This window comes from Ancylobacter sp., assembly GCF_965279025.1.
Taxonomy (GTDB): domain Bacteria; phylum Pseudomonadota; class Alphaproteobacteria; order Rhizobiales; family Xanthobacteraceae; genus Ancylobacter.
Genome location: NZ_OZ257132.1, coordinates 3,830,074 through 3,845,624 on the forward strand (window position 1 = coordinate 3,830,074; position 15,551 = coordinate 3,845,624).

General features: G+C 67.0%; 16 protein-coding genes. 12 read left to right on the plus strand and 4 right to left on the minus strand.

Annotation, left to right across the window (positions count from 1 at the left end; translation table 11 throughout):
* Nucleotides 1-96 precede the first annotated feature (96 nt).
* The 6 genes from ACQY76_RS17880 (at nt 97) to ACQY76_RS17905 (ending at nt 5,017) form a co-directional block, all read left to right on the plus strand.
* Nucleotides 97-681 (plus strand): nucleoside 2-deoxyribosyltransferase, encoded by a 585-nt coding sequence (locus ACQY76_RS17880; protein WP_428030048.1) that lies wholly within the window; start codon nt 97-99, stop codon nt 679-681.
* Between the two features lie 164 nt (nt 682-845).
* The gene (locus tag ACQY76_RS17885) at nt 846-1,127 is read left to right on the plus strand and encodes a hypothetical protein (RefSeq protein WP_428030049.1); all 282 of its coding nucleotides are present in this window, start codon (nt 846-848) and stop codon (nt 1,125-1,127) included.
* A gap of 141 nt (nt 1,128-1,268) precedes the next feature.
* Nucleotides 1,269-2,528: an aminopeptidase gene (locus ACQY76_RS17890; RefSeq protein ID WP_428030050.1), complete on the plus strand. Its 1,260-nt coding sequence runs from the start codon at nt 1,269-1,271 to the stop codon at nt 2,526-2,528.
* A gap of 113 nt (nt 2,529-2,641) precedes the next feature.
* Nucleotides 2,642-4,753 (plus strand): flagellar motor protein MotB, encoded by a 2,112-nt coding sequence (locus ACQY76_RS17895; protein WP_428030051.1) that lies wholly within the window; start codon nt 2,642-2,644, stop codon nt 4,751-4,753.
* Between the two features lie 4 nt (nt 4,754-4,757).
* Entirely contained in the window at nt 4,758-4,895 is a 138-nt protein-coding gene (locus ACQY76_RS17900; RefSeq protein ID WP_428030052.1) for a hypothetical protein, read from the plus strand.
* Nucleotides 4,892-5,017: a hypothetical protein gene (locus ACQY76_RS17905; RefSeq protein ID WP_428030053.1), complete on the plus strand. Its 126-nt coding sequence runs from the start codon at nt 4,892-4,894 to the stop codon at nt 5,015-5,017. The genes ACQY76_RS17900 and ACQY76_RS17905 overlap by 4 nt, the downstream gene beginning before the upstream one ends.
* 9 nt (nt 5,018-5,026) lie before the next feature.
* On the opposite strand, the gene ACQY76_RS17910 is transcribed toward ACQY76_RS17905, so the two are convergent.
* Nucleotides 5,027-7,303: a transglycosylase SLT domain-containing protein gene (locus ACQY76_RS17910; protein WP_428030054.1), complete on the minus strand. Its 2,277-nt coding sequence runs from the start codon at nt 7,301-7,303 to the stop codon at nt 5,027-5,029.
* Between the two features lie 353 nt (nt 7,304-7,656).
* On the opposite strand from ACQY76_RS17910, the gene dapA reads away from it, so the two are divergent.
* Together dapA and smpB are read left to right on the plus strand one after the other, a co-directional pair.
* The gene (gene dapA / locus ACQY76_RS17915) at nt 7,657-8,547 is read left to right on the plus strand and encodes a 4-hydroxy-tetrahydrodipicolinate synthase (RefSeq protein ID WP_428030055.1); all 891 of its coding nucleotides are present in this window, start codon (nt 7,657-7,659) and stop codon (nt 8,545-8,547) included.
* Nucleotides 8,548-8,585: 38 nt separating this feature from the next.
* Nucleotides 8,586-9,059, plus strand: a complete 474-nt coding sequence (gene smpB, locus ACQY76_RS17920; protein WP_131835373.1) for an SsrA-binding protein SmpB — start codon at nt 8,586-8,588, stop codon at nt 9,057-9,059.
* Between the two features lie 144 nt (nt 9,060-9,203).
* Here smpB and efp read toward each other — a convergent pair whose 3' ends face one another.
* Complete coding sequence (gene efp / locus ACQY76_RS17925) at nt 9,204-9,773, minus strand: elongation factor P (RefSeq protein WP_428030056.1); 570 nt, start codon at nt 9,771-9,773, stop codon at nt 9,204-9,206.
* Between the two features lie 133 nt (nt 9,774-9,906).
* On the opposite strand from efp, the gene epmA reads away from it, so the two are divergent.
* Nucleotides 9,907-10,950 (plus strand): EF-P lysine aminoacylase EpmA, encoded by a 1,044-nt coding sequence (gene epmA, locus ACQY76_RS17930; protein WP_428030057.1) that lies wholly within the window; start codon nt 9,907-9,909, stop codon nt 10,948-10,950.
* Between the two features lie 3 nt (nt 10,951-10,953).
* Here epmA and ACQY76_RS17935 read toward each other — a convergent pair whose 3' ends face one another.
* Together ACQY76_RS17935 and ACQY76_RS17940 are read right to left on the minus strand one after the other, a co-directional pair.
* Complete coding sequence (locus tag ACQY76_RS17935; RefSeq protein ID WP_428030058.1) at nt 10,954-11,625, minus strand: uracil-DNA glycosylase; 672 nt, start codon at nt 11,623-11,625, stop codon at nt 10,954-10,956.
* A gap of 4 nt (nt 11,626-11,629) precedes the next feature.
* Nucleotides 11,630-12,247 (minus strand): NYN domain-containing protein, encoded by a 618-nt coding sequence (locus tag ACQY76_RS17940; protein ID WP_428033047.1) that lies wholly within the window; start codon nt 12,245-12,247, stop codon nt 11,630-11,632.
* A gap of 244 nt (nt 12,248-12,491) precedes the next feature.
* On the opposite strand from ACQY76_RS17940, the gene rpoZ reads away from it, so the two are divergent.
* The 3 genes from rpoZ to ACQY76_RS17955 all read left to right on the plus strand — a co-directional run bounded on the left by rpoZ (nt 12,492) and on the right by ACQY76_RS17955 (nt 15,494).
* Nucleotides 12,492-12,878, plus strand: coding sequence for a DNA-directed RNA polymerase subunit omega (rpoZ, locus tag ACQY76_RS17945; protein WP_428030059.1), 387 nt, complete (start codon nt 12,492-12,494; stop codon nt 12,876-12,878).
* 154 nt (nt 12,879-13,032) lie between these two features.
* Nucleotides 13,033-15,234, plus strand: coding sequence for a RelA/SpoT family protein (locus ACQY76_RS17950; protein WP_428030060.1), 2,202 nt, complete (start codon nt 13,033-13,035; stop codon nt 15,232-15,234).
* A 68-nt stretch (nt 15,235-15,302) separates the two neighbouring features.
* Complete coding sequence (locus tag ACQY76_RS17955) at nt 15,303-15,494, plus strand: CsbD family protein (RefSeq protein WP_428030061.1); 192 nt, start codon at nt 15,303-15,305, stop codon at nt 15,492-15,494.
* Nucleotides 15,495-15,551 lie beyond the last annotated feature (57 nt).

The window sequence follows — 15,551 nt, forward strand, 5'->3', positions numbered from 1 at the left end:
GTGTCGCCGTCGCGCGAGGCGCCGGCTGGCGGCTTGCTCTCGCGTCCCGGTGGACGCTAAGCCTGAGTGGCTGTTTTGCCCTCCGAGTCTCCGCCCATGCCTCCCGCGCTCCTTCTCTATCTTGCCGGGCCGGAAGTGTTCTGGCCGGACGCCGCCGCCGAGGGGGCGCGACTGCAGGGGATCTGCGCCGCTGCCGATGCGCAGGGCCTGTTTCCGCTGCATGAAGAGGGCGTCGACATCCGCAAGGCCTGCATCGACATGATCGACGCGGCGGACGCGATGATCGCCAATATCACGCCGTTTCGCGGCGTCCATATGGATCCGGGAACGGCGTTCGAGATCGGCTATGCCGAAGCGCGCGGCAAGCCCATCTTTCTCTGGTCCGCCGATTTGCGTCCCTTGACCGAGCGCGTTCCGGCCGTGGCGGCCGGGCGCGATGGCGACGGGCTTCTGGTGGAAGACTGGGGCCGGCCGGAAAATCTGATGATCGTGCCCGAGGGGCGCACCGTCTGGTCCTCGCCGCAGGAGGCCATTGCCGAGGCGGTGTCCGCTCTCGGCTTCACCGCGAAGAACCGGCATCTGCAGCGGCGTACACGGCGTGCGGTGTTTATCGCCATCGCCATCAGTCTCGCGGCTGCTCTGCTCGCGGGTACCCTCGCCGATTGGCTGGTCGGGTGGTAACGAATTCCGGCATTTGGTCATTCGCGGACCGTTATCTTGGCGGCGACGTGCGCGCGAAGATGTGAGCGGAACCATTTTGTGCATTGCGTCGTTATTGCCTCGAACGGATCGGAATTGACTTCCTGGTCCAGAAGCAAACGCCATCAGACGACGGAGATGACATCATGCGTAAGTTCATTCTCGCTTCGGCTACTTTGGGCATTCTGGCTGCTGGCGGTGTCGGCGCGGCATTCGCTGACCCGGTTTATCGCGGCCAGGTTTATGAGGGGCGCAACGCCTATATGGGCGACGGCTATTATGGCGGTCCGGTCTATGCCCCGCCGATGCGCGCTGCCCCCCTTGGCCCGTCCTACGGCTACGAGCCGTCCTACGCGGACCGCTGGGTGATGCCGGGCGACCAGGCGATCATCAACCAGGAGCGTGCGAACAAGCGCTCCGAGCGCTGATTTCACGAAGTTATTCCTGATCGAGACGGGCGGGCCTTGGGCTCGCCCGTTTTCGTTTGTATGGCCTCCGACTTGACGCGCGGCGTTGTGCCTTTCTTCTATGGCGGTGCGCCGATGCCTCGCACCCGTTCGGAGTTCACAATGACCAAACACACCAGCACTCCCCCCGAGACCCTCTCGCACGAGGAAAGGCTCGACCGGCTGGGGCAGGTTGCGGTGCATGTCGGACTGGGGCTGAAGCCAGGCCAGGAACTGGTAATGACAGCCTCGCTCGACGCGCTGCCGCTGGTGCGCCGAATCACTGAGCACGCCTACAAGGCCGGCGCGAGCCTCGTCACGACCCTGTTCAGCGATGAGGAGGCGAGCCTCATGCGCTTCCGCAACGCGCCCGACGACAGCTTCGACAAGGCTTCGGCCTGGCTCTATGAGGGCATGGCGAAGGCTTTCGAATCCGGCGCTGCGCGGCTGGCCATTGCGGGAGAGAACCCCTCGCTGCTGGCCAATGAGGACCCCGACAAGGTCTCGCGCGCCAACCGGGCGCGGTCGAAGGCCTATATGCCGGCGCTGTCCCATATCGCCAATTTCGACATCAACTGGACGATCGTGTCGTATGCGTCGCCGGCCTGGGCGAAGGCCATGTTCCCGGACGACCCCGAGGACATCGCGGTCGCCAAGCTCTGGCACGCCGTCTTCGCCGCGTCGCGGGTCGACGCCGCCGATCCGGTTGCGGCGTGGGACGCGCATAATGCCGAGCTGCGTGTCCGCACTGAGCGGCTCAATGCCAGCCGTTACGCGGCACTGCGCTTCCGCGGCCCCGGCACCGATCTCACGGTGGGGCTGGCGGACGAGCATGAATGGGCCGGAGGGGCCTCGGCGGCCAAGAACGGCGTCATCTGCAATGCCAATATTCCCACCGAGGAAGTCTTCACCACCCCGCACAAGAGCCGGGTCGACGGATTCGTGGCGAGCACCAAGCCGCTCTCCTACCAGGGCACGCTGATCGAGGACATCGCCGTGCGTTTCGAGGGCGGCCGGATCATCGAGGCACGGGCAAGGACCGGGGAGAACGTGCTGAACAAGGTGCTGGACACCGACGAGGGCGCGCGCCGGCTGGGCGAGGTGGCGCTGGTGCCGCATTCCTCGCCGATCTCGAAAAGCGGCCTGCTGTTCTACAACACGCTCTACGACGAGAACGCGGCCAGCCACATCGCGCTCGGCCAGTCCTACTCCAAATGCTTCATCAACGGCGCCTCGCTCACCCCGGACGAGCTGGCGGCGCGCGGCGCCAATGCCAGCCTCATCCATATCGACTGGATGATCGGTTCCGGCGAGGTCGATGTCGATGGCATCACCGCCTCGGGCGCCACCGAGCCGGTGATGCGCAAGGGTGAATGGGTCTAGCGCATGGGCGCGGGCGCGCCGGCGGGAAGGAGCGGCTTCCTGATGGCGCGGAACTATGGTGAAGTCCCGCCGCCTTGCGGTCGATCGATTCAGACTGCCGGACGGGGGAAGAGATGATGTGTCGTTGGCGCGCCTGGTGGAAGGGGCTTCCCGCCCTTGCCGTGCTGGTGGCGATCGCCGTCACCTTTGCGCGGGCACCGGTTGAACAGGACCTGACCGACCGGGCCGAGGGGCTGATGTCGGTCATCGGCGAATCCTGGGCCCATGCGCGGTTCGAGGGCCGCAACGCCGTCCTTGAAGGCGAGGCGTTGTCGGAAGAGGCCCGCATCAAGGTTCGCTACGAGTTGGCCCGCCTGTCGGGCGTGCGCGTGGTGGAGGATCGCACCACCCTGCTGCCGGAGCGGCGTCCCTTCACCTTCGCCGCCATACGCGACGGCAGCAAGCTGCACCTTGAAGGCTATGTCCCCTCGTCCTATGCCCGCCGGCGCATCGCCGAGGCGGCGAGCGCCATGGCGCCGGGCGTGGTGGTGACGGGCGAGAAGGAACTGGTGCGCGCCCGCGGCGTGCCGGCCGGCGATTTCATTGGCGTGGTCTCCTTCGGCATCGAGCAACTCGCCAAGATGCCGGCGGGGCGCATCACCATCTCCGACGACTCGTTCTCCATTGAGGGCAGGGCACCCGATTTTGCCGCCTATGACGCGCTGGAAGTCACGGTGCGCAGCGAATTGCCCGGCGATTTCAAGCTGGCGCGCTTTGCCGTGCTGCCGCCGGCGGTCTCGCCCTTCGTCTGGTCGGCGGTGCGCGAGGCGGATGGCGATGTCACCCTTGCGGGTTACATTCCGCTCGGCGATGCCAGGCGCGCCCTGCTCGACATGGTACGCGCCGCTGTGCCGGGCGCGGCGATTTCCGACCGGCTGCGGCTGGCGGACGGCGCCCCGCCGACGGATGGCTGGCTGAAGGCCGTCTCCTTCGCGCTCGGCCAGCTCGGCCGACTGCCGAACGGTAAGGTTGCGCTATCCGGGACGACGATCGCGGTCGATGGCACTGCGCCGGATTTTGCCGCCTATGACGCGCTGGCCGGCGCGCGGCGCAATCTGCCGGAAGGCTATACGCTGACCCGCTTCGCCGTCGAGCCGCCCAGTGTCGATCCCTTCGTCTGGGGCGTCCAGCGCACGGTGAATGGCCTGCGGATGACCGGCTATGCGCCCTCCGAGGACGCCAAGCGGCTGATCCTCGATGCGGTGCGCGGAGATTTTCCCGGCGTGCCGGCGAGTGACGAGATGCGCATCGCCGCCGGCGGCCCGCCTGCAGAGGCCTGGGTGGCGGCCACCGGCTTCGGCGTCGACCAGCTCTCACGGCTGAGGCTGGGCGCCGTGCGCGGCAGCGGCCTCAGCCTCTCGATTTCCGGCGAGGCGCAGGATTCGGCCGCCTTCATGGCCGTACACGCCGCGCTGGAACAGTCGCCGCCCAAGGGCTTTGTCCTGCGCAGCGACGTGCGCCCGCCCGTGGTCTCGCCCTACGTGTTCAGCCTTCGCAAGGACGCCGACGGCCTGACGCTGTCCGGCTTCTTCCCGTCTCCGACCGAGCATGAGCGGCTGGTCGAAGCCGCGAAGACCCAGTTCCTCGGCGCGCGCATCAACGATGTATCGGCGATCGCGCAAGGCGCGCCTCAGGGCTTCACCGCCGCCGTCATGACGGCGATGCGCCAGCTCTCGCGACTGCAGTCGGGCGAAGTGCGCTTCGACGACGGCAAGCTGAAAGTGACCGGCACGGCGCTCTACGCGCAGGCCGTACCCTCGATCGAGGCGAGCTTGGCGGCCGGCCTGCCCTCCGGCTTCACGCTCGACGTGGCGCTCGACGTGGCGCCGCTGCCGGAGCCGGTGGACGCGGCAACCTGCCAGAAGTCGATCGTGAATCTCCTGGACAAGGGAACCATCGGCTTCGAGGCCGAGGGATCCACCATCGAGGCGTCGAGCTTTGGACTGCTGGACCAGATCGTGGCGGCGGCAGCAAACTGCCCGGAGGCACTGATCGAGATTTCCATCCGCCAGCCCGACGCCGGGCCGGCGCAGGCAGCGGCGCGGGCGCAGGCGCTGATCCAGTATCTCGCCGCTGCCGGCATCGCGCCGGACCGGCTGATTACCGATGAGCGTCCGGCGCTTGCCGTCCAGGCGCCGGCCGATACCGACCCCGCCGCCGCCGGCGTCCAGTTGATCGTGAGGTGAGGCGATGTTGTTCCTGGCGTTCGAACTCTGGCCGTATCTCGCGGCCGCCCTCGCCATCGGCCTCGCCACCGGGTGGTGGGGCGGCTGCACGCCCGCGCGCGCCAAGCCGCCGGCGGACGATGCGGGAAGGGTGACGCCATGACGCCCTTCGCCCTCGATGTGACGCTGCTTCTGGCGGCGACCTATGTGGTCGGCTGCATCGGCGGATGCTGGCTCAGGCGCATGGTGCGCGGGCGCGGCCCGCGCCGACATCTACGCGGCTGACGCCGTTGATCAGAGGCGAGAGCCGCGCAGATCGGCCTCTATCTGCAGTGTGTCGCGCGCGCCGAAGCGGGATTTGTAGACCTGCGCATTTTCCATCACGCGCTGCACGTAATTGCGCGTTTCGGAGAAGGGGATGCGCTCCACCCAGTCGATAGGATCGACGGAAGGGTCGCGCGGGTCGCCATAGGCGGCGATCCACTTCGCCACGCTGCCCCGGCCGGCATTGTAGGCGGCGAAGGTCAGCACATAATTGTTCTGGTAGTTGTCGAGCAGGCTGCGCAGCTCAGCGGCGCCGAACTGCACGTTCACCGTGGGGTGGCTCAGCCGCTTGGGGTCGAGCGTGGTGCCTGTCCGCCGGGCGATGGTGGTGCCGGTCGCCGGCATCACCTGCATGAGCCCTGTCGCCCCGGCGCTCGAGCGGGCGGTGGGGTTGAACATGCTCTCCTGCCGCGTGATGGCGTAGACCAGCGAGCGGTCGACGTCCTCTGCGATCGGCCGGTAGTCGGGAATGCCGATTGTCGGAAACGCCTCGGCCTCCAGAGGAATGCCGCGATTGAGCGCGACCTTGCCGATCATCGTCATGGCCCGGGCGTCGCCCTGCTGCTTCGCCAGGTCGGACAACAGGCCCAGCTGCGCGGCGTCGGGCAGGCGCTCGGCGAGATCATAGCCCAGGGCGATGGACAGGCTCGACTTGTCGAGCCGCTCCAGCAGCTTGAAGATCATCACGCCTTCATCGCGGTTGAAGGCGTTGCGCTGCGCGGCATTGGCGGCGGGGGCAGCCTGGATCTTCACGCGCGAATTGCCGAGCCGCGCGGCGGAAAGCTGGCCGTAATAGGCGGTGCCGTACTGGGCTGCCGTCGCATATTGCGAGCGCGCATTGGCCGTGGAGCCGAGCGCCTCATAGGCGCGGCCCTGCCAGTAATAGCCACGCGACACCGTGGCGGGATGGGTCTGCTTCTCCGGCACCTTGGCGAAATACGCCAGCGCCGCCTTGGGGTCGTTGAGGTAGCGCAGCGCCAGCCAGCCGGCCATGAAATAATGGTCGGCCCGCATGTGGTCGTCATCCGGCTCCGCGGCCTCGCGCGCCACCTTGTAGGCGGTGCGGGCGTCGCCCTTGTCGAGCAGGCCGCGCGCCACCAGCCGGCGCTCGACCCACCATTCGTCCGGGTCGACCAGAACGGCGCCGTCCCTCGGCGCGCTGGAAAGCGTGCGCGCGGCAGCGGCATGGTCGCCCTGCCTGCGCTGCATCTTGGCGACCGTGTAGAGATAGGCCGGGTCCGAGCGCAGCGAGCCGGGCACCGCCGCCAGCAGCTTCGCCACGTCGCCCTTGCCGGTGGAGAGCGCGATGCGAGCGCGTGCCAGCGCCACCACGTCGTCGCCGGCGCGCTGCGCCGCGCGCAGGCCGCGCTCGCTGTCCTCGGCATAGAGCAGCTTGTCGGCGCGGTATTTGTGGTCGGTGCGGGTCAGCAGTCCGCCGAACTCCACCATGACGGTGGATTCGGTGTCGGAGCCGAGCGCATCCTCCTGCCAGGCATTGCGCAGCCAGGCGGCGCCGGCCTTCTGGTCGCCGGCGGCGAACAGCGCGCGGGCCAGCGCAATCTTGCCTTCGCCCGAATAGGGCGCCTGCTCGGCGAAGAAAGTGAGGATCGTCTGCGGATCCTTGTTCTCGACGAACAGCAGATATTCCAGCCGGCGGCGCAGCACGATCGGTGTCGGCAGGGTGGGGTGTGCCTGAAGGATGGCGACGGCGCGGTCGAAGCCGACATCGCGCGCAGTCACCCGCAGCGCCAGCCAGCGCACCAGCGCCTGCGCGCCCGGGTCACGCATCTGGTCGGCCATGGCGAGCGCCTGCGCGCTCTGGCCCTTGTCGATCAGGTCGGTCGCCGTCTTCAGGTCGCCCATGGCGCCGGAGAAGGACGGCGAGGGCGCGAGCGCCAGACCGACCGCTGCCGACGCCGCGTTCACCTTGGCGGAGGTCGCCGTCGCGGGCTTGGCCGCCGGCGTCGGGGCAGGCTTCTTCGCCGCCGTCTTCGCCGGCTTTTCCCTGGCACTCGCGGGTTTGGCGGCGGTTGGCTTCGCAGCAGGCTTCGCGGCGACAGGCTTGGCGGCGGGCTTGGGTGCGGGCGTCGGCGTCTGGGCCTGCGCTGCCGCACTGGAGAACGTCGGAATCACTCCGGCCGAGCCGAGCAGCAGGGCGGCGGCCACCGGCAGGATGACGCCGCGCCGGCGCCGCGAGTCGGTTCCGGAACGACGCCGAAGCGGATGTTCGTTCACGTACTCGCGCATGGCTGCTCGCACTCCTTACAAACGGACGGCGCCCGATCCAGATCCGTCTGGTGCGGACGACCTCTCAGTTGTCTCGCGATCTTATTGACGAATTGCTAACCACAACCCCTGCGCAGCCGTTTCCCGGGCGTTCAACCACTGCGCCATCGCACTCTCTACCCGATCAAGCCGGCGAAACGGGGGCAGTGTGCCACACCCCCGGCGCTTTGCCAGGCTTTGCGCAGGAAGCGCCAACAATGCCCTTCCTTCAGCCGCGCCGACGCGATATCTGATGCCCCCTTTGCCGCACCATGTTCGACCCGTCCTGCCGGGGCATGGTGCGCGACAAGACGAGAAAAGCTCAGGAGCGCGCCATGTCCCATTCGCTGCCCTTCCGTGGATCCTTTACGGCACTCGTGACGCCGTTCCGCGATGGCGCGCTGGATGAGAAAGCGTTCCGTGACCTCGTGGACTGGCAGATCGAGGAAGGCATCCACGGCCTCGTGCCCGTGGGCACGACCGGCGAGAGCCCGACCGTTTCGCATGACGAGCACAAGCGCGTGGTTGAATGGACCGTCGCCCAGTCGGCGGGCCGCGTGCCTGTCATCGCCGGCGCCGGCTCCAACAACACCATCGAGGCCATCGACCTCGCCCGCCACGCGGAGCAGGCCGGTGCCGACGCGGTGCTGGTGGTGACGCCCTATTACAACAAGCCCGGTCCCGAGGGCCTGTACCAGCACTACAAGGCCATCAACGACGCCATCGGCATTCCGATCTACATCTACAATATCCCCGGCCGGTCGGTGATCGACATGTCGGTGGAGACCATGGCGCGGCTGTATGAGCTGCCCAACATTGCCGGCGTGAAGGACGCGACGGCCAATCTCGTGCGCGTCAGCCAGCAACGTCAGGCAATGGGCCCGGCCTTCAACCAGCTCTCCGGCGAGGACGCGACCGCGCTGGCCTTCATGGCGCATGGCGGCGATGGCTGCATCTCGGTTGCCTCCAACGTGGCGCCCAAGCTCTGCGCGCAGCTCATCGACGCCTGCATCGCCGGTGATTACCCGAAGGCGCTGGAGTTGCAGGACCGCCTGTTCCCGCTGTTCCAGGCGCTGTTTGTTGAAACCAACCCGAGCCCCACCAAATATGCACTGAGCCTGCTCGGCAAGATTGCCGACGAGGCGCGCCTTCCGATGGTGCCTGTCACCGAAAAGACCAAGGAGACCGTCCGCGCGGCGATGCGCCACGCCGGACTTCTCAACTGACGAAGGCCGGGGCATCCGCTCCGGTTCGGAGCAAAGTGATGGCCGAGAAAAAGACACAAGACCGCAAGGTCGTTGCCGACAACCGGCGGGCGCGGTTCGATTTCGAGATCGGCGAGGTCTTCGAGGCCGGCATCGCGCTGTCCGGCACGGAGGTGAAGAGCCTGCGCAGCGGCCGCGCCACGGTGGCGGAGAGCTATGTCTCCGCCAAGACGGGCGAAGCCATCATCTACAACACCTTCATCCCGGAATATCTCCAGGCCAACCGCTTCAACCACGAGCCGCGCCGCCCGCGCAAGCTGCTGCTGCACAAGCGCCAGATCGCCAAGATCTGGCAGGCTGTGGAGCGCGAGGGCATGACGGTGGTGCCGCTGCGCATCTATTTCAACGAGCAGGGCCGGGCCAAGGTCGAGATCGCCATCGCCCGTGGCCGCAAGGCGCACGACAAGCGCGAGGCGCTCAAAGCCAAGGACTGGGCGCGCGACAAGCAGCGGCTGATGCGCGACCGGGGGTAGGGCGCGAAATCGCGTCGACGTCGGGAACGTCATGACGGGGCGCACAGTGGATGGCGGGCGACCGACGCGCGACGGCGGCCAGCAAGAAACAAATGAAAAGCCCGGCACTTGGCCGGGCTTTTTGATTCCGACTGTCAGAAAATCTCAGTCCTTGGCGCGCTCGACATAGGAGCCGTCGGCGGTCATCACGACGATGCGGGTGCCGACTGCGATGTGCGGCGGCACGGCGGAGCGCACGCCGTTGGAAAGGATGGCGGGCTTGTAGGAGGAGGACGCCGTCTGCCCCTTCATCGCCGGCTCGGTTTCGACCACTTCGAGCACCATGCGCTGCGGCAGCTCGATGGCGATGGCGATGCCGTCATGCACAGAGAGGTGAACCTGCATGCCGTCGCTCAGATAAGCGGCCTGCTCGCCGATCACGTCGGGCGACACGGCGAGCTGGTCGTAGTTCTCCGGGTTCATGAAGTGGAAGCCCTCGCCGTCCGAATAGAGGAAGGTGTAGGGGCGGTCCTCGACGAGGGCGCGCTCGACCTGCTCGGTGGTGCGGTAGCGCTCGGAGACCTTGGTGCCGTCGGAGATGCGGCGCATGTCGAGCTGGGTCACCGGGGTGCCCTTGCCGGGGTGGATGTTCTCGGCGGTGAGCACGACGTAGAGCCTGCCGTCCATGTCGACCACGTTGCCCTTGCGCAGCGTGCTGGCGATGACCTTGACCATTGCGGTCCTCTGGCTGTTGGGTGCGCCGCATCGCGCGGGGCACCGCTGGGATTCCGTTGCGGCCTCCTATACAAGCGCGCCCGCTTTCCGCCAACCCCGCCCGCATTCCCATTGCGCGCGCCGGAGATCGCCGATGCCCGTTCCCGCCTCGCCCTGGTGGTCGCCCGAACGCCATGCCGACCGGCGCCCCTTCCTGCTGGCGCGGCAGAAGATTATTGCCGCGCTGCGGGGCTTTTTCGCCGCGCGCGACTTCATTGAGGTGGAGACGCCGATCCTGCAGGTGTCGCCGAGCAACGAGACCCACCTCAAGGCCTTCGCCACCGAGCTGGAGCGCCCGGACGGCTCCCGCACGCCGCGCTATCTCCACACCTCGCCGGAATTCACCGCCAAGAAGCTGCTGGCGGCGGGCGAGGAGCGGCTGTTCACCATGGCCCGCGTCTTCCGCAACGGCGAGAGGACAGTGCTCCACCATCCGGAATTCACCATGCTGGAATGGTATCGCGCCGGCGAAACCTATCAGGCGCTGATGGAGGACTGCGCGGCGCTGCTGGCCGTGACAGCGCTGACCGTCGGCGCCACAACGTTCTACTTCGGTGGCCATGCCTGCGATGTCACCGCCGCGCCCGAGCGCCTCACAGTGGCGGAGGCCTTCAGCCGCTTCGCCGGCATCGACCTCATGGCAAGCGTCGGCGAGGGCAGGAACGACCGCGACCTACTCTGGCACGCCGCCCGTGCCGCCGGCATCCGCGTGGCGGAGGACGATGTCTGGGCGGACGTGTTCACCCGGGTGATGGTGGAGAAGATCGAGCCGCATCTGGGCATCACGCACCCGACCCTTCTCTGCGAGTACCCGGTTTCCGAGGCGGCGCTGGCCCGCCCCAAGCCCAGCGATCTGCGCCTCGCCGAACGATTCGAGCTCTATATCTGCGGCGTCGAACTCGCCAATGCCTTCGGCGAACTGACCGACGCCGCCGAGCAGCGCCGTCGCTTCATCGGGTGGATGGACGAGAAGGAGCGGCTCTATGGCGAGCGCTATCCCATTGACGAGGATTTCCTCGACGCGCTCGCCCTCATGCCGGAGGCGTCCGGCATCGCGCTGGGGCTCGACCGACTGGTGATGCTTGCCGCCGGCGCGCGGCGAATCGAGGATGTGCTATGGGCGCCGGTCACGCCCTGAACATCAGCCGAGCGCGTCGATATGGGCGCGCACCTTGGCGAAGACGGCGTGGAACATCGGTGTCGTCAGCACGCCGGTATTGGTGTTGTAGCGCGAGCAGTGATAGCTGTCGAAAAGCACCAGATCGCCCAATTGATGCACGGCTCCGTGGGCGAATTTGTGGTGCGAGAGCCGCTCGCCATGCGCCGCCAGCACCTGGTCATGGGCGATCTTTCCCAGCGCGACGATGGCGCTGAGGCTCGGCAGCAGGCCGATCGTGGCGGAGAAGAAGGCCCGGCAGGTCCTGATCTCGTCGGTGGTCGGCTTGTTCTCCGGCGGCACGCAGCGCACGGCATTGGTGAGCCGCGCTTCGGCCAGCCGCAGCGAATCGTCCGGCCGGGCCTCGAAGGTCCCGGTGGCGAAGCCGAACTTTATCAGCGTCGAATAGAGCAGTTCGCCCGCATAATCGCCGGTGAACGGGCGACCGGTGCGATTGGCCCCGCGCAGCCCCGGCGCCAGCCCGACGATGAGCAGCCGCCCGTCGACCGGACCGAAGGACGGCACCGGCGCGTTGTGCCAAGTTGGCTCCTGCTCCCGCCAATGCTCGCGGAAGGCAACGAGGCGCGGGCAGAGCGGACAGTCGCGCCCCGGCTCGGCCGCAGCCGCCACCGGGGGGGCGGTGAGGGCGGTCGGCACGGGTTCAGGCGTCCGATGCGTCGTCGTCGGTGGACGGCGCCGGGGTGCGGCGCTCAAGGAAACGCGGCGTCTCCTGCATGCGGCCGGAGCGGTCCGCCGGGTCGCGCCCGACACGGGCCTGCAGGTCCACCAGGTCGAGGAACACGTCCGCCTGCCGGCGCAGCTCGTCGGCGATCATCGGCGGCTGGGTGTGGATGCTGGAGACCACCGTTACCCGAACCCCCTTGCGCTGCACCGCCTCGACCATCGAGCGGAAATCGCCGTCGCCGGAAAAGATGATTATGTGGTCGACATGAGCTGCGAGTTCCATGGCGTTGACCGCCAGCTCGATATCCATGTTGCCCCGCACGCGGCGGCGGCCCTGGCTGTCGGTGAACTCCCGCGCCGGCTTCGTCACGACGGAGTATCCATTATAGTCGAGCCAATCGAGCAGGGGGCGGATCGACGAGTATTCCGTATCTTCAACCAGGGTCGTGTAATAGAAGGCCCGAAGCACGTAGCCGCGCCCTTGAAATTCCTTCAGGAGGCGCTTGTAATCAATATCGAAGCCGAGCGACTTGGTGGCTGAGTACAGATTTGCCCCATCGATGAAGAGGGCGATCTTTTCCATGCCGTTGACCATACCGAGAAAATACCCAGACTGACTGTTCTTGTCGCAGCGCCGACGCATAATGCGGCGGTGCAGTGTGTCCGCCTATACACATAACCGATTTGTGGCGGGCGCGAGACGGAGGGGCGGGTTGTCCGCCGGTTTTAATCGCAGGATCGTGAGGCGGGCCTGCCCGCGTCGCGTGCGTGATGCTTGCCCCGCCGGCGACATTGCTTTATGGAGGCCGCTTCCCTTACACCGTCAGGAGTGCCGAGGCATGGCTCGCGTCACCGTCGAGGACTGTATCGACAAGGTCGACAATCGCTTCGAGCTGGTTCTTCTTGCCGGCCACCGCGCCCGCTCGATCGCGTCCGGCTCGCCGATCACGGTCGACCGCGACAACGACAAGAACCCGGTCGTCGCGCTGCGCGAGATCGCCGACGAGACGATCTCGCCGGAGGATCTGCGCGAGGAACTCATCCATTCGCTGCAGAAGTTCACCGAGGTGGACGAGCCGGAGCCCGAGACGGTTCCGATGATCGCCTCCTCTGCGTCCGGCGCCGACGATTCCGACATCATGCTCGACCGCATGACCGAGGAAGAGCTGCTGGCCGGCCTTCAGGGCCTCGTGCCGCCGGAGCCGAGCGACGACGACGAAGGCTGATCGCCTGAACGAATATGCGAAGCGGCCCGGCCCTGTGCCGGGCCGTTTGCATTTTGCCAGCATCTTCCGCGACATGCAGCTTGCGCTGGTCGGGCTGGCGGACGATATCTAGCTCAGCGGCCGCCTCGGCCGATCATTCTCGCGGGTTTCTGTCATGATGCGGCAGTACGAGCTCGTCGAGCGCGTGCGCCGGTACAATCCCAATACCGACGAAGCGCTGCTCGATCGCGCTTACGTCTATGCGATGCGGGCCCATGGCACGCAGAAGCGGGCCTCGGGCGACCCGTACTTCTCGCACCCGCTCGAAGTCGCCGCCATCCTTACCGACCTGAAGCTCGATGACGCGACCATCGTCGCGGCGCTGCTGCACGATACGATCGAGGACACCGACGCGACCCGCGACGAGATCGACCGGATCTTCGGCCCGCAGATCGGCGCGTTGGTCGAAGGTCTCACCAAGATCAAGAAACTCGATCTGGTCTCCAAGCAGGCCAAGCAGGCCGAGAACCTGCGCAAGCTGCTGCTCGCCATCGCCGATGATGTGCGCGTGCTCCTGGTCAAGCTCGCCGACCGCCTGCACAACATGCGCACGCTGAAATGGGTGCCGGAGGAAAAGCGCTCCCGTGTCGCGCAGGAAACGCTCGATATCTATGCGCCGCTGGCAGGGCGGATGGGCATGCACGACATGCGCGAGGAACTGGAGGATCTCTCTTTCCGCCAGCTCTCGCCGGAGGCCTATGATTCCATCCTCACGCGCCTCCAGGCGCTGAAGGAGAACAATGGCGAGCTGGTCGCGGCCATTGAAGGCGAATTGTCGGACGCTGTGGCCCAGAAGGACATCGCGGCCATTGTTACCGGACGGCAGAAGCGCCCGCATTCCATCTGGCGGAAGATGGAGCGCAAATCGGTCGCGTTCGAGCAGCTCTCCGACATCTATGGCTTCCGCATTCTCGTGGACAGCGTTGAGGCGTGCTATTCCGCCCTCGGTGTCGTCCACACTAAATGGCCGCTCGTGCCGGGGCGGTTCAAGGACTACATTTCCACCCCCAAGCAGAACGATTACCGCTCCATTCACACCACGGTGGTCGGCCCAGGCCGGCAGCGCGTGGAGCTGCAGATCCGCACCCGGCAAATGCATGAGATCGCCGAATACGGCATCGCCGCGCATGCGCTGTACAAGGACACGGGCGGCTCCGATCCGCTCACCCGTGATTCCAACGCCTATGCCTGGCTGCGGCGCACCATCGAATTGCTGGCGGAGGGCTCAAGCCCGGAGGAGTTCCTCGAGCACACCAAGCTCGAACTCTTCCATGACCAAGTGTTCTGCTTCACCCCCAAGGGCAGGCTGATCACTCTGCCCCGCCGCGCCACGCCGATCGATTTCGCCTATGCTGTCCACACCGGCGTCGGCGATCGGGCGGTCGGGGCGAAGATCAATGGCAAGGTCTCGCCGCTGGTCTCCGAACTGCAGAATGGCGACGAGGTCGAGATCATCACCGCCTCCGGCCAGACGCCTCCGGCGGCGTGGGAATCGATCGTCGTCACCGGCAAGGCACGCGCCGCCATCCGCCGCGCCACCCGCGCCGCGGTGCGGGCGCAATATGCCGGGCTCGGCAAGAAGATCGTCGAGCGCGCCATCGTGCGGGCCGGCAAGGTGTTCTCGGAGGAGAAGCTGGCGAGCTCCGTGGGCCGTCTGGCGCGCACCTCGCTGGAGGACGTCTACGCCGCCGTCGGACGCGGCGAGATGCGCTCGGACGACGTGGTGAAGGCCGTCCATCCCGAATGGACCGGCCCCCGCCCGGAGGAGCGCGCCGCGCTCAAGGGCGATGGCTGGTTCGAGCTGGAACAGGGCCAGAGCCTGAAGTTCAAGATTCCCGGCATCGAAAGCGATCCCGATCCGCTGACGGCGATCCCGATCCGCGGCATCAACCGCGAATTGCCGGTGCGATTCGCGCCCAATGGCGGCGCCGTGCCAGGCGACCGCATCGTCGGCATCCTGTCGCCGGGCGAGGGCATCACGATCTATCCCATCCAGTCGCCGGCGCTGCAGGATTTCGAGGAAGAGCCGGAGCGCTGGCTCGATGTGCGCTGGGATGTCGAGGAGAACGACCCGCAGCGTTTCCCGGTGCAGATCGTCGTCGTCGCCACCAACGAGCCCGGCTCGCTGGCCCAGATCGCCCAGGTCATCGGCGAGCGCGACGGCAACATCGACAATCTGCGCATGTCCTCGCGTTCAGCCGATTTCACCCGCATGGTCATCGACATCGGCGTCTATGATCTGCGCCACCTCAACGGCATTCTCGCCGATCTGAGGGCCCGTCCGGTGGTGTCGAGCGTGGAGCGGGTCAACGGCTGATAGGGAACTGTTAAACCCTGACCGGCGTTTCCTCGGCGCGTCCCAGACGACGCTCGCAGGAGAGACCGATGACCGAACAGATCCACGCCAATTTCCGTATCCTCTCCGGCGCTGCCAAGGCGTTCTGGGGGCGCGTGGCCGGCAATGGTCATCTGGTCGCCAGCGCCCGCGTCGAGCAACTGGCCGGCGAGGCGGCTCTGGCCTGCGTGCGGGCCCGCAGCCGTGGCGGCCACCGCAGCGGGCCCGCCGCCCGCGCCTGAGGGCCGTTGCGGGTGAGGAGTGCGTGACGGCGCCCTGAGGATGGGCTATCACGCACC